This window comes from Pantoea coffeiphila (assembly GCF_016909495.1).
Classification (GTDB): Bacteria; Pseudomonadota; Gammaproteobacteria; order Enterobacterales; family Enterobacteriaceae; genus Erwinia; species Erwinia coffeiphila.
Genome location: NZ_JAFBFW010000001.1, coordinates 557,810 through 571,011, shown reverse-complemented (window position 1 = coordinate 571,011; position 13,202 = coordinate 557,810). Strand labels below are relative to the sequence as shown.

The 13,202-nt window shown below is 57.6% G+C and carries 9 protein-coding genes; 5 read left to right on the top strand and 4 right to left on the bottom strand.

All coding sequences use genetic code 11. The features are described from left to right. Positions 1 to 368 precede the first annotated feature (368 nt). Both araA and JOE09_RS02635 read right to left on the bottom strand, forming a co-directional pair. Positions 369 to 1,871: an L-arabinose isomerase gene (araA, locus tag JOE09_RS02640; protein WP_205064688.1), complete on the bottom strand. Its 1,503-nt coding sequence runs from the start codon at positions 1,869 to 1,871 to the stop codon at positions 369 to 371. Continuing rightward, complete coding sequence (locus JOE09_RS02635) at positions 1,868 to 3,565, bottom strand: ribulokinase (RefSeq protein WP_205064687.1); 1,698 nt, start codon at positions 3,563 to 3,565, stop codon at positions 1,868 to 1,870. Before JOE09_RS02635 ends, araA begins: the two co-directional genes overlap by 4 nt. A gap of 359 nt (positions 3,566 to 3,924) precedes the next feature. Here JOE09_RS02635 and JOE09_RS02630 point away from each other — a divergent pair, with 359 nt between their 5' ends. The 5 genes from JOE09_RS02630 (at position 3,925) to JOE09_RS02610 (ending at position 9,605) form a co-directional block, all read left to right on the top strand. Continuing rightward, positions 3,925 to 4,908: an arabinose ABC transporter substrate-binding protein gene (locus JOE09_RS02630; RefSeq protein WP_105595514.1), complete on the top strand. Its 984-nt coding sequence runs from the start codon at positions 3,925 to 3,927 to the stop codon at positions 4,906 to 4,908. A gap of 125 nt (positions 4,909 to 5,033) precedes the next feature. Beyond that, entirely contained in the window at positions 5,034 to 6,557 is a 1,524-nt protein-coding gene (gene araG / locus JOE09_RS02625; RefSeq protein ID WP_200544746.1) for an L-arabinose ABC transporter ATP-binding protein AraG, read from the top strand. A gap of 16 nt (positions 6,558 to 6,573) precedes the next feature. Then, positions 6,574 to 7,557, top strand: coding sequence for an L-arabinose ABC transporter permease AraH (gene araH, locus JOE09_RS02620; RefSeq protein ID WP_200544747.1), 984 nt, complete (start codon positions 6,574 to 6,576; stop codon positions 7,555 to 7,557). Between the two features lie 14 nt (positions 7,558 to 7,571). Further along, on the top strand, positions 7,572 to 8,489 hold the full coding sequence (araC, locus tag JOE09_RS02615) for an arabinose operon transcriptional regulator AraC (RefSeq protein ID WP_205064686.1): 918 nt from the start codon (positions 7,572 to 7,574) through the stop codon (positions 8,487 to 8,489). A gap of 75 nt (positions 8,490 to 8,564) precedes the next feature. Further along, positions 8,565 to 9,605 carry an oxidoreductase gene (locus JOE09_RS02610; protein ID WP_205064685.1) on the top strand — a complete coding sequence of 347 codons (1,041 nt, stop codon included), beginning with the start codon at positions 8,565 to 8,567 and terminating at the stop codon, positions 9,603 to 9,605. A gap of 185 nt (positions 9,606 to 9,790) precedes the next feature. On the opposite strand, the gene add is transcribed toward JOE09_RS02610, so the two are convergent. Both add and JOE09_RS02600 read right to left on the bottom strand, forming a co-directional pair. Next, a complete protein-coding gene (add, locus tag JOE09_RS02605) occupies positions 9,791 to 10,789 on the bottom strand; it encodes an adenosine deaminase (protein WP_205064684.1) in 999 nt (332 codons plus the stop codon). A 792-nt stretch (positions 10,790 to 11,581) separates the two neighbouring features. Further along, entirely contained in the window at positions 11,582 to 13,141 is a 1,560-nt protein-coding gene (locus JOE09_RS02600; RefSeq protein WP_205064683.1) for a YdgA family protein, read from the bottom strand. Between the last annotated feature and the right edge of the window lie 61 nt (positions 13,142 to 13,202).

Sequence of the window (13,202 nt, the reverse complement as noted above, 5' to 3'; positions counted from 1 at the left end):
TCCATTTGATTATTTTTAGAATAACAGCCCTGTTGGTCAGATAATCTGATTTTTACCTGATGATTATAATTATCAACTAGTTGGTGGTGTTGCTAACGCGAAGTTTTAGAATAAATGCCCAGGGTGTTAAATAAGGTGACCGGTGACAATAATTAACACAGCACAAAACTGATGACCAGAGAAGAATCACTGAAAGTGTGAGGTTATAAGGAAAAACTATGTGAATTTAACTTTCAGGGGGTATTTCCGGCGGCGTTGAAAGTTTGACAGGGCTATATTCGGGCGAGTGCTAAAAATCTAATTTTACTTACGGTACGTAACGATAAAATAACAACCGACAGCGCTGCCAGGCGCTGTCGGTCATATTGTTAACGTGCCAGACGATAATACGCTTCATTCCAGCGCAGCGCATCGCGGAAACCGTGGATGGTGGTGTCGTTATCAATCACCAGCACTTCGATGTTATGTAGTTCGCCGTACAGACGCATATCGTCAACCGTCAGCGCCTGGCTGAACACCGTATGATGTGCACCGCCGCCGAGTATCCAGGCTTCTGAAGCCGTCGCCAGCGAAGGCTGGGCACGCCACAGCGCGCGGGCAACCGGCAGTGCAGGCAGGGCATGCGGCTGCTCGATGGCATCCACCACGTTAACCAGCAGGCGGAAGCGATCGCCCATATCGATCACGCTGGCGTTGACCGCCGCACCGGCCGGAGAAGAGAAGATCAGCCGCGCCGGATCGGCCTTACCGCCAATGCCCAGCGCCTGCACATCCAGCAGCGGGCGCGCTTCACGGGCGATAGACGGGCAGACTTCCAGCATATGCGAACCTAATACCAGATCGTTGCCCGGCGAGAAGTGATAGGTGTAATCCTCCATAAACGAGGTGCCGCCCGCCTGATTGCCGGCCATCACTTTGAAAATATGCAGCAGCGCGGCGGTTTTCCAGTCACCTTCACCGGCAAACCCGTAACCCTGCTGCATCAGACGCTGCACTGCCAGCCCCGGCAGCTGGGTCATACCGTGCAGAGTCTGGAAGTTAGTGGTAAACGCGCGGCAGCCTTCTCCGTCGAGGAAGCGTTTCATGCCCAGTTCGATGCGGGCGGCATCCAGCACGTTCTGGCGTCTTTCCCCGTTAACCGCCGCTGCAGCAGAGAACTCATAGCGGCTCTCGTACTCATCAACCAGCGTGCTGACATCGCCGTCGCTGACCTGATTAATCACCTCCACCAGATCGCCAACGCCCCAGCCGTTAACGGCATAGCCGAACTGGATCTGCGCGGCGACTTTATCGCCTTCCGTAACCGCCACTTCACGCATATTGTCCCCGAAGCGCGCGACTTTCAGCTGCTGGCTGGCGAGTTTTGCGGCCGCCCCACGCATCCACTGAGCGATGCGTTGAATCGCCTGTGGGTCCTGCCAGTGTCCGGTGACCACCTGATGCGGCAGGCGCATACGGGCGCCGATGAAACCGAACTCACGGCCGCCGTGCGCGGTCTGGTTCAGGTTCATAAAGTCCATATCCATGCTGTCCCACGGAATCTCCGCATTGAACTGAGTATGGAATTGCAGCAGGGGTTTATTCAGCACGGACAGCCCGCCGATCCACATTTTCGCCGGTGAGAAGGTGTGCAGCCAGGTAATAATTCCCAGACACTGCTGGTCGTGGTTGGCATCGCGGCACAGCGCCAGCGCCTCGTCCGGGCTTTTGACCAGCGGTTTAAGCTGGAGTTGGAAGGGCAGTTTTCCTTCGCGGTTAAGCTGGTCGACGACCTCTTTGCCGTGCTGTTCAACCTGACGCAGAGTTTCCGCGCCGTACAGATGCTGGGTGCCAATCACAAACCATACGGTTGCGGTGTTTAACAGGGTCATAAAACCACTCCTTCACTGACGGATGACTGTTGTGGCGCAAACTGCGGTTCGGCAACTTCGCACCATTGAAGATAACGCTGATAAAGCTGTTGAAAACGGGCGACGCGGGCAGGATCGGGTTGCAGAGTCTGCTCCAGCGGGCTGGCCATCTGCTGCTGCGCGGCCGGAATATCGGCGTAGACGCCTGCGGCAACAGCGGCAAAAATGGCCGCACCCAGCGCGCAGCACTCGTCGGAAGCGACGATGTCCAGCGGGCGGTTCATCACATCACAGCACACCTGCATGATGGCCGGAGACTTGCGTGCAATGCCGCCGAGCGTCAGGATCTGCTGTACCGGGATATCCTGATTTTCGAAGCATTCCATAATGGTTCTGGCCCCGAAGGCGGTGGCGGCAATAAATCCGCCGAACAGCGTAGGGGCATCGGTGCCCAGATTCAGGTCGGTAATCACCCCCTTCAGGCGCTGATTGGCAAACGGCGTGCGGCGGCCGTTAAACCAGTCCAGCACCACCGGCAGATGATCGAGCTGCGGATCGCTGGCCCAGGCTCTGGTTAAATCTTCCAGCAGGGCGCGGCGGATCGGTTCCAGCTGGGTTTTCAGTTCCGGCTGTTGCTGCATCACCTGCACCAGTGGCCAGCTGAGCAGGCGGCTGAACCAGGCATACATATCGCCAAACGCCGACTGACCGGCTTCAAAGCCGATCATCCCCGGCACTACGCTGCCGTCCACCTGGCCGCAGATGCCTTTAATCGCCCGATCGCCCACGCGCTCGGGATCGGCAATCAGAATGTCGCAGGTGGAGGTGCCGATGACTTTCACCAGCGTGTAGGGCTTCGCCCCGGCACCAACCGCGCCCATATGGCAGTCAAAGGCACCGCCGGAAATCACCACGCCGCTCGGCAGGCCAAGGCGTTCAGCCCATTCGGCGGTGAGCTCGCCCACAGGCAGGTCGGCGGTCCAGGTATCGGTAAACAGGGGAGAATCCAGATCGCGGGTCAGCAGCGGATCGAGCGCATCGAGGAATGCCGCCTCAGGCAGACCCTGCCACAGCGGATGCCACAGGGATTTATGCCCGGCGGCGCAGCGCCCACGGCGCAGATCGGCCGGAGCGGTGGTGCCGCTGAGCAAAGCCGGAACCCAGTCGCACAGCTCAATCCACGAGGCAGCAGCTTCACGTACTGCGGCATCTTCGCGGCTGACGTGCAGAATTTTGGCCCAGAACCATTCCGAGGAGTAAATCCCGCCGATATAGCGTGAATAATCTTCGAATTCGCCGCTGTGGCACAGGCGGGTGATGGCTTCCGCCTCTTCGATGGCGGTGTGATCCTTCCACAGCACGAACATCGCATTGGGGTTATCGGCAAATTCCGGGCGCAGCGCCAGTACCCGACCTTCACGATCGATGGGCGCAGGGGTAGAGCCGGTTGAGTCGACGCCAATTCCTACCACGTTCTGGCTGTCGCTACCGAGCTTAGTGACAACGTCACGGATGGCCTGCTCCAGCGCTTCGATGTAGTCCGCAGGATGATGGCGGAACTGATTGCGGTTGGGCTGACAATAGCGGCCCTCCTGCCAGCGCGGATAGGCAACGACCTGCTTCGCCAGTTCACGTCCGCTGGCACATTCCACCGCCAGCGCCCGAACCGAGTCGCTGCCAAAATCCAGACCGAGGGTTATGGCACCCTTGTTCATAGTTGTTCTCCAGAGACGATAGTCAAGTCTCTCTATCCTGGGAACATGGCGCAGAAGCGGTTAGGTGTGAGTGGCTGCAAATATGCACTTTTCTGCCATCAGATGCGGTTATGTGATGCGCTTCAAATGTTACTTTCCGGTTAAATCAGCTGAATGCATGGACAAAACGCCTGTAATTCCAGTGTGTGATAGCGCTCTACAAATTTCCGCCTGTATGCGGGTAAAACTAATTAACCGCCGCCGCAAAAAACACGACGGTTTTATATAAGCTACTGTTTATTCGATTTTAATTATTACATCTTCCGATTGTTACCGTTTACACAACCCCGTCAAAAGCGGGCACTGAGCCGGAGAGCCTCATGCACAAATTTACTAAAGCACTGGCCGCAATCAGCCTTGCTGCCGTTATGTCACAATCCGCTATCGCAGAGACAATGAAACTCGGTTTTCTGGTGAAACAGCCGGAAGAACCCTGGTTCCAGACCGAATGGAAGTTCGCTGACAAAGCAGGCCAGGAGCTGGGCTTTGAGGTGATCAAAATTGCCGTGCCGGACGGCGAGAAAACCCTTAACGCCATCGACAGCCTGGCAGCCAGCGGTGCCAAAGGCTTTGTTATCTGCACCCCGGACCCGAAACTGGGTTCCGCGATTATGGCGAAGGCGCGCAGCTACAACCTGAAAGTGATTGCGGTGGATGACCAGTTCGTGACCGCCAAAGGCAAACCGATGGATACCGTGCCGCTGGTGATGATGGCAGCGACCAAAATCGGCGAGCGTCAGGGGCAGGAGCTGTATAAGGAGATGCAGAAGCGCGGCTGGGATGTGAAAGACACCGCAGTAATGGCGATTACCGCTAACGAACTTGATACGGCACGTCGCCGCACCGGTGGTTCTATGGACGCGCTGAAAGCGGCCGGATTCCCGGAAAAACAGATTTATCAGGTTCCCACCAAATCTAACGATATCCCCGGTGCGTTCGATGCCGGTAACTCGCTGCTGGTACAGCATCCTGAAGTGAAAAACTGGCTGATCGTCGGCATGAATGACAACACCGTGCTCGGCGGCGTGCGCGCAACAGAAGGCCAGGGCTTCAAGGCACCTAATGTTATCGGCATCGGTATCAACGGTGTGGACGCGGTCAGCGAACTGTCAAAAGGCCAGGCCACCGGCTTCTACGGCTCGTTGCTGCCAAGCCCGGACGTTCACGGCTACCGCAGTATCAAAATGCTGCATGACTGGGTGACCAACGGCGCGGAACCGGCGAAGTTTACCGAAGTGACCGACGTGGTGCTGATCACACGCGACAACTTCAAGGCCGAGCTGGCTAAGAAAGGGCTGATGTAATGCGCTTTAAGTGACAACGTCACTTGATGTGGGTCGATCGCTGCAACGGTCGGCCCACGGTCTGATTATTTGTATTACGGGGCGAATAACGCCGTTACCGTCCCACACCGTTTCAGGGGAGTGATATGACCAGAGAACCCGCTTATCTCAGCTTTCACGGCATTGGTAAAACCTTTCCCGGCGTGAAGGCACTGCAGGACATCAGCTTCGACTGCCATGCCGGAGAGGTCCATGCGTTGATGGGGGAAAATGGTGCCGGGAAATCAACGCTGTTGAAAATTCTCAGCGGCAGCTATCGCGCCAGCAGTGGAGAAATTCGCCTTAAGGGCCAGCCGGTCAATTTTCAGCACACCACCGATGCGCTGAACGCCGGAGTGGCGATTATTTATCAGGAACTGCATCTGATCCCGGAAATGACCGTGGCAGAGAATATTTTTCTGGGCCAGCTGCCGCAGCGCGGCGGGCTGGTCAATCACCGTCGCCTGCGTGCGGAGGCGGCAAAACAGCTGGCGGTGCTGGGGATGGATATCGACCCCGATATGCCGCTGAAATACCTCTCGCTGGGTCAATGGCAGATGGTCGAAATTGCCAAGGCGCTGACCCGCAACGCGCAGGTGATTGCCTTTGATGAACCGACCAGCTCGCTTTCCGCTCGTGAAATCGATCAGCTGTTCCGCGTCATTCGCCAGCTGCGCGCCGATGGCCGTGTGGTGCTGTACGTTTCACACCGCATGGAGGAGATCTTTGCCCTCAGCGATGCGATTACCGTTTTCAAGGACGGACGCTACGTGCGTACCTTCAGCGATATGAGCACCTGCGACAACGAACAGCTGGTGCAGGCGATGGTCGGGCGCGATATCGGCGATATCTACGGCTACAGCCCGCGTCCGTGCGGCGAGGTGCGCCTGCGTCTGGATAACGTGCAGGCGAAAGGCGTGCGCAGCCCGGTCTCATTCAGCGTCCGCGCCGGTGAAATCGTCGGGCTGTTTGGCCTGGTGGGCGCAGGGCGCAGCGAACTGATGAAGGGGTTGTTTGGTGCCACTCGGCTGACCGGCGGCGAGCTGTGGCTGGATGGCGAAAAACTCAACCTGCGCGAGCCGGTTGAGGCGATCCGTGCCGGGATTATGCTCTGCCCGGAAGATCGCAAGGCCGACGGCATCATTCCGGTGCACTCGGTTCGCGACAACATCAACATCAGCGCCCGTCGCAATAACCTGACGGCAGGTTTTCTGATTGATAAAGCCTGGGAGTCGAAAAATGCCGGGCTGCATATCCGCTCGCTCAATATCAAAACCCCAACGGCGGACCAGCTGATTATGAATCTGTCCGGCGGCAACCAGCAGAAGGCGATCCTGGGCCGCTGGCTGTCGGAAGAGATGAAAGTGATCATGCTCGACGAGCCAACACGCGGTATTGACGTGGGTGCTAAAAACGAAATTTATCAGCTGATCTATGCGCTGGCCGAGCGCGGCATTGCCGTGCTGTTTGCCTCCAGCGATCTGCCGGAGGTGATGGGCCTGGCCGATCGCATTCTGGTGATGCGCGAAGGAGAGATTGCCGGCGAGCTGGCCCACGACGATGCCACCGAAGCGCTGACCCTCGGTCTGGCGATGCCTAAAACCGCTAAACCTGCCACCGCGGTGGCCTGATATGCAGGAGAAACCTATGTCTTCGACAACTTCAACGACCGCCCCGGCGGCACCGTCGCGCCTGAGCTTCGGACGTATCTGGGATAACTTCGGCATGCTGGTGGTGTTTGCCGCGCTGTTCCTCGCCTGTATGGTCTTCGTGCCTAATTTCGCCAGCATTATCAATATGAAAGGGCTGGGGCTGGCGATTTCGATGTCCGGAATGGTCGCGTGCGGCATGCTGTTCTGCCTGGCCTCCGGCGATTTCGACCTCTCCGTGGCATCGGTCATTGCCTGCGCCGGAGTGACCTGTGCGGTAGTCATCAACCTCAGCGAAAGCCTGTGGATCGGCGTCGGTGCCGGTCTGCTGCTCGGCGTGGCCTGCGGCTTCGTTAACGGTTTCGTCATCGCTAAGCTGAAAATCAACGCGCTGATTACCACCCTCGCAACCATGCAGATCGTGCGCGGTCTGGCCTATATCTTCTCCGATGGTAAAGCGGTAGGCATCGAAGATGAACGCTTCTTCGCGCTGGGCTATGCCAGCTGGCTGGGCGTACCGGCACCGGTGTGGTTAACCATTATCACTCTTGCGCTGTTTGCCTTCCTGCTGAATAAAACCACCTTTGGCCGCAACACGCTGGCTATCGGCGGTAACGAAGAAGCCGCGCGTTTAGCCGGTGTACCGGTGGTGCGCACGCGGATTATCATCTTTATCCTCTCCGGCCTGGTGTCCGCCGCGGCGGGGATTATCCTGGCGTCGCGCATGACCAGCGGCCAGCCAATGACCTCAATCGGCTATGAGCTGATCGTGATCTCTGCCTGCGTACTGGGCGGCGTATCGCTGAAGGGCGGCATCGGTAAAATTTCTTATGTGGTGGCGGGGGTTCTGATTCTGGGTACGGTGGAAAACGCCATGAACTTATTGAATATATCGCCTTTCTCACAGTACGTGGTTCGCGGTTTGATATTGTTAGCAGCAGTGATCTTTGACCGCTACAAACAGAAAAATAAAGCAGCCTGATAAGGGGACGCGTTATGTATCATCGCCTGGCACCGGTCACACAATCTAACCCGCTGTTACCTGGTTATCAGTTCGGTGCCTGGCTGGTGGCCGGGCTGACGCCGATTAACGCCGACGGGCCGCTCGATTTTTTTGTCGATCGTCCCCACGGCATGAAAGGCTACATCCTCAACCTGACGGTGAAAGGGCGCGGACGCATTTTCGACGGCGATGCGGCCTTTGACTGTGAAGAGGGCGATCTGCTGCTGTTCCAGCCGAAAACCCCGCACTATTACGGCCGCTCGCCCGACAGCAATGCCTGGCATCACCGCTGGGTCTATTTCCGCCCCCGCGCCTACTGGAGCGACTGGCTGTCGTTTCAGGACGAGGTGCAGGGCGTGGGACGGCTGCACCTACCCGAGGCGCTGCGCGGGGAGTTCGACCGCCTGTTTGCCAGCATTGAAAACACCCACAACTCCGGGCGGCGTTTCGCCGAAGAACTGGCGATGAATCTGCTGGAACGCCTGTTGCTGCGGGCGGTAGAAGAAGATCCGCGCAGCCATCAGCAGGTTCGCGACTCGCGGGTGATTGAAGCCTGCCAGTATGTCACCAGCAACCTGGCGGCAGAGGTAAAAATTGAGGAAGTGGCTAAACACGTCTGCCTGTCGCCTTCGCGGCTGGCACACCTGTTCCGCGAGCAGATGGGGGTTAACCTGCTGCGCTGGCGGGAAGATCAGCGGGTGATCCGCGCCAGACTGCTGCTGCAAACTACTCAGGAGCCGATTGCCAGCATTGGCCGGGAAGTGGGCTATGACGATCAGCTCTATTTCTCGCGGGTGTTCCGCAAACGGGTCGGCGTCAGCCCCAGCGATTTCCGCCGCCGCAGCCTGGATGCGCACGATGCGCTGGTCGCTCAGGAAACATGGTACGTACCACGGCGTGCTAATGAATAAGAATCAGAATGATTTCACCTTGTTCTCTCTGGTCCGATCGTCTTAAATCAATGGGTAACCAGAAGAGGGAAAGTGATGACTGATAAAATACGTGTAGGGCTGGTGGGCTATGGTTTCGCCAGTAAGACGTTTCATGCCCCGTTGATTGCCGGTACGGCAGAAATGGAGCTGGCCGCTGTTTCCAGCAGTGATGCCACAAAAGTCCACGCCGACTGGCCCTCGGTGCAGGTGGTTGCCGATCCTCAGGCGCTGTTTGACGATCCGAACATCCAGCTGATTGTGATCCCCACGCCGAACGATACCCACTTCCCGCTGGCGAAAGCCGCGCTGGATGCGGGTAAAAACGTGGTGGTGGATAAACCGTTTACCGTGACACTGTCACAGGCGCGCGAGCTGGACGCGCTGGCAAAAGCGAAAGGTCTGCTGCTGTCGGTGTTCCATAACCGCCGCTGGGACAGTGACTTCCTGACCGTCAAGTCGCTGCTGACCGACGGCACCTTGGGTGAAGTGCGTTATTTTGAGTCGCATTTTGACCGCTTCCGTCTGGAAGTAAAACAGCGCTGGCGCGAGCAGAAAGGCCCGGGTAGCGGCATCTGGTACGATCTGGGGCCGCATCTTATCGATCAGGCGCTGCAGCTGTTCGGTTCCCCGGTGGCGATTAACGTCGACACCACCGAGCTGCGCCCGGGCGCGCAAACCACCGACTACTTCCACGCTACGCTGATCTATCCGCAGCGCCGCGTCGTGCTGCATGGCAGCATGCTGGTGGCGGCCGAGTCCCCGCGCTATCAGATCCACGGCACGCAGGGCAGCTACGTGAAGTATGGCCTCGATCCGCAGGAAGATGCGCTGAAAGCGGGTGCCCGCCCGCCGCAGGAAGACTGGGGATACGATATGCGTGACGGCGTGGTGACGCTGGTTAACGGGGATGTGCTGGCTGAGAAGACTCTGCTGACCATTCCGGGCAACTATCCTGCGTACTATGCGGCGATCCGTGATGCGCTGAACGGCGTGGGTGAGAACCCGGTGAAGGCCGAAGAGGCGATTCAGGTGATGGAACTGATTGAACTGGGTCTGCAATCCGCAGAGAAGCGCCAGACGCTGTCGCTGAGATAATCTGAGCGGTTAACGTAAGACCCTGCCGCAGAAGTAATGCGCGGGTCTTCGTAAGTCACTGCCGCTGAGATGTCCGCAGCGCTGTAGACTCACTTGGGTCATTGAATGTCGAACCACTGCCGCCGCCTGTTGGATCGCTATCCGTCATGCGGCGGCAGTTTTTTCTTAATCTACTGTCTTGAACATTAACCCGCGACGCGAGCCCGTACCGCGGCTTTTTCCGCCTCGCTCAGGAAGGCGATTTTCAGTCCGTTATCCTGCGCGGTGCGCATCTGCTGCTGGCTCAGACCGGCTGCCGGTGCGGCAAGCTCATACTCATGACCAATCTCGATGCCCTGCACCGCCGGGTCGTCGGTATTGATGGTGGCCAGAATACCGTGCTCCAGGAAGGCTTTCAGCGGATGGCTCGCCAGCGAGGCGACGGTGCTGGTCTGGATATTTGAGGTGAGGCAGGATTCAATACCGATGCCGTTCGCCGCCAGATAATCCATCAGTGCCCGATCTTCAATGGCCTTCACGCCGTGGCCGATACGCTCCGCACCCAGCTCGCGAATCGCCTGCCAGATGCTGTCAGCACCGGCGGCTTCGCCCGCGTGCACCGTGATGCGCAAACCGGCATCGCGTGCGCGGTTGAAGTGGCTGAGGAACTGATTTCCCGGGAAGCCAAGTTCATCACCGGCCAGATCCAGCGCGGTGATACCGTCGCGGTGTGCCAGCAGGGCATCCAGTTCGCGCAGGCAGGCCTGCTCGCCGAAGGTGCGGCTCATAATTCCGATCAGGCGGACGTCAATGTTGTGTGCGGCACAGCCTGCTTTCACACCGTCGATCACGGCTTCCACTACGCCTGCTACCGGCAGATTATGGGTCATCGCCATATAGCCCGGAGAGAAGCGCAGTTCGGCGTAGTGAATTCCGGCGCGCGCGGCATCTTCAACGTTTTCCTGCGCCACGCGGCGGCAGGCATCCAGCGAGCCAAGTACCTTCACGCCCCAGTCGAGTTTATTCAGGAAGCTGACCAGATCCGGTTCGGTTTCGATAACCTGCACGTGCGGGCGCAGGGTTTCCAGCGTGCTGGCGGGCAGGGTGATGTTAAATTCGCGGCCCAGGTCGAGAATAGTTTGCGCACGAATGTTGCCATCAAGGTGGCGATGAATATCGGTAAGGGGAAGCTGGCTGTCGATCATGGTCGGCACTCTTGAGGTGATGTAAAAGTGCAGAGCATTATAAAAACTAATTGCGCAACAGTACCAGTTATTTGCGCAAATGGGTGATTGGTTGCTGGTTAATTGGGCGGAATGCTGATAGTTGGGCATTGGTGCTGCGTTGTTTGCAAAGCCGGGAGTTAGCGCTGGCTGGCCGCGCCCCCGCTCGGGCTGTCCTCGCGCCGCTTCGCGGTTCCCTCACTTCGTACGTCAGCCTGTCGGACCGCCACAGACGGGCCGTCCTGGCCCGACCGTGTCTTTCGGCCGCGTCCATGCGGCCGAATCCTGGCTTCCTTTCTCCGTTCAGCGCTGCGGATTGCCCGTTCGGGGGCACGGCCTGCCTGCTCTCAGAGTTTGGTGTTGCCTGAAAGCCAAAAAGCGATGAAATTGTCGGAAAGGGACAGCCTCTGCTGCTGCGTAAGGGCATCCGCAGCGCCGAGGTGGAGCCGTTGAGCCAGGAGACGACAGCAGGGACGCTGGCGTCAGGCCGGGTTTGAACAGGGATGTTCAATCCTGGCCGATCCGTCGGCGCAATGGCGTAACCGAGGGCACCGTGCCACGCACGGCGCGAGGACCGCCCCTGGAGCAGCAGCAGAGGCTGTACCCCCGCCACCATTTCACAGCGCTTCTTACTTTAAAAAGCAAAAAACGATGGAATTATCGAAGTGGGACCGCCCTGGAGCAGTAGCAGAGGCTGAACCCTATCCACCAGACATAAAAAAACCGCCATCACAAGGATAGCGGTTCTGGATCTCTACCGAATCACCGACTAAATCAGTTCTGCGGAGCAACCTGCGGCTGAACTTCAGGTGCAGCCTGTTGCTGCTCTTCCGGCTGCGCCTGCGGTGCAATCTCATCACCGCCGCCCAGCATATAACGCGACAGGAACTGCTCCAGCGGCATCTTCTCACCGTTCATCGTTACCTGGCCGGTAGCGTACTGCAGCGTGGTGAGAATATTATTATCCTTCTGGGTAGTCAGCTTAAACATCTGGCCCATCGCGGCCAGACCCTTCACCTGCTGATCGGCAAGCTTGGCGGCCTGATCCTTATCATACCCCTCGGTCATCGCCACGTGAGTCATCATCTCCGTCGCCATATCCATTGAAATCTGCAGCTTGCCGTCGAACGACTTCAGCACGTTATCCACCTGCTGGCCCACGGTCTGGGCTGGCGCCGTAGCCGCCGCCGGATCTTTAAACTGTACGGCAAGATTGAAGCTGCTCTCGCCTTTATCATTGCTCCAGCTCAGGGGGGCAATACTCACCGACGGGTTGCCTTTCAGCAGCAGCGGAAGGTTTGCCGCCAGCAACTCGCTGACGCGCTGCTGATAAAGCTCAGGATTGTTCTGGACGGCCGGATCGCCGGTCAGCGCCATCACCTGGTTGTTGTACTGAGTGGAGAACTGTTTCATCGCCTTGCCGTCGAAGTCGGCAAGTTTAATCAGCAGTTTACCGTGGCCGAAGTCCTGGCCCTGAAGCTTCAGGCTGTCGAGCGTGTAATCGATCTGGCCGGAAACGTGATTATCCTTCGAATCAAAAGTCGACTTGCCGTTAAGGTTCTCCAGCGTCAGCGCTTCTTTATCACTCACGGTCGCGCTGAGTTTTTTCAGCGTCAGATCCTGATCGCCGATGCGCAGTCCTTCCGGGCTGAGGCGGCTGTTCGCATCAAGCTTGAGGCCGTTAATGGTAAACAGTACCGGCATCTCCAGCTCATTTTTACTGGCAATGGAAACGCTGTCGATATTGCCGTCAAACTTGACCGCGTCACCTTTGTCATCCGCTGAAATCGACAGCGTACCGCCGTTAAAGGCAAAACGTTCACCGGTCTGAACATTGCTGTAATCAGCCGGCAGCAGGCGCACATCGGAATCGGTGCTGCCGCTGTAGCCAACGCGGGTTTCAACCTGAACAATGGACTGTCCCTTAGCAATTTCAAACAGCTTCTTCACCGGATCGGTGTTTTCCAGCTCGCTGTGAACGGAAGCCATGCTGGGTATGAGATTGAATTTTTTCAGCTGGGCAAGCGGGAAAGGACCATGATCGATGGTCTCCTTCATGACGATGCTCTGGCCGGGTTTCAGAATTGAGTTGTCTTCGGTTTGTGAACTGGACTGAAGGATCAGACGCACGGTGCTGCTGAACAGGCCGCGCTGATAATCCTGATAGCTAAGCTGCAGGCGGCTTTCCGGCGCCGTATCGCGAATCTGCGCGTTCGCTTGCTGTACCAGCTGATCCATGTTTTTTTCCAGCTGCTTACCGGTAAGCCAGGCACCCCCGGTCCAGATAACGCCAAGGGCAACTACTACGCCGACGGCAATCTTGGTTTTTTTCATCTGTAAGTCGTCCTTTTTTGATTCACGAACGCCGGTTAACCTCTTCAAACCCTGCAGGCAA

Bases quoted from the DNA above. Each gene is read 5' to 3' on its own strand.
- araA (WP_205064688.1), bottom strand. From the start codon at position 1,871: ATGACCCTGTTAAACACCGCAACCGTATGGTTTGTGATTGGCACCCAG.
- JOE09_RS02635 (WP_205064687.1), bottom strand. From the start codon at position 3,565: ATGAACAAGGGTGCCATAACCCTCGGTCTGGATTTTGGCAGCGACTCG.
- JOE09_RS02630 (WP_105595514.1), top strand. From the start codon at position 3,925: ATGCACAAATTTACTAAAGCACTGGCCGCAATCAGCCTTGCTGCCGTT.
- araG (WP_200544746.1), top strand. From the start codon at position 5,034: ATGACCAGAGAACCCGCTTATCTCAGCTTTCACGGCATTGGTAAAACC.
- araH (WP_200544747.1), top strand. From the start codon at position 6,574: ATGTCTTCGACAACTTCAACGACCGCCCCGGCGGCACCGTCGCGCCTG.
- araC (WP_205064686.1), top strand. From the start codon at position 7,572: ATGTATCATCGCCTGGCACCGGTCACACAATCTAACCCGCTGTTACCT.
- JOE09_RS02610 (WP_205064685.1), top strand. From the start codon at position 8,565: ATGACTGATAAAATACGTGTAGGGCTGGTGGGCTATGGTTTCGCCAGT.
- add (WP_205064684.1), bottom strand. From the start codon at position 10,789: ATGATCGACAGCCAGCTTCCCCTTACCGATATTCATCGCCACCTTGAT.
- JOE09_RS02600 (WP_205064683.1), bottom strand. From the start codon at position 13,141: ATGAAAAAAACCAAGATTGCCGTCGGCGTAGTAGTTGCCCTTGGCGTT.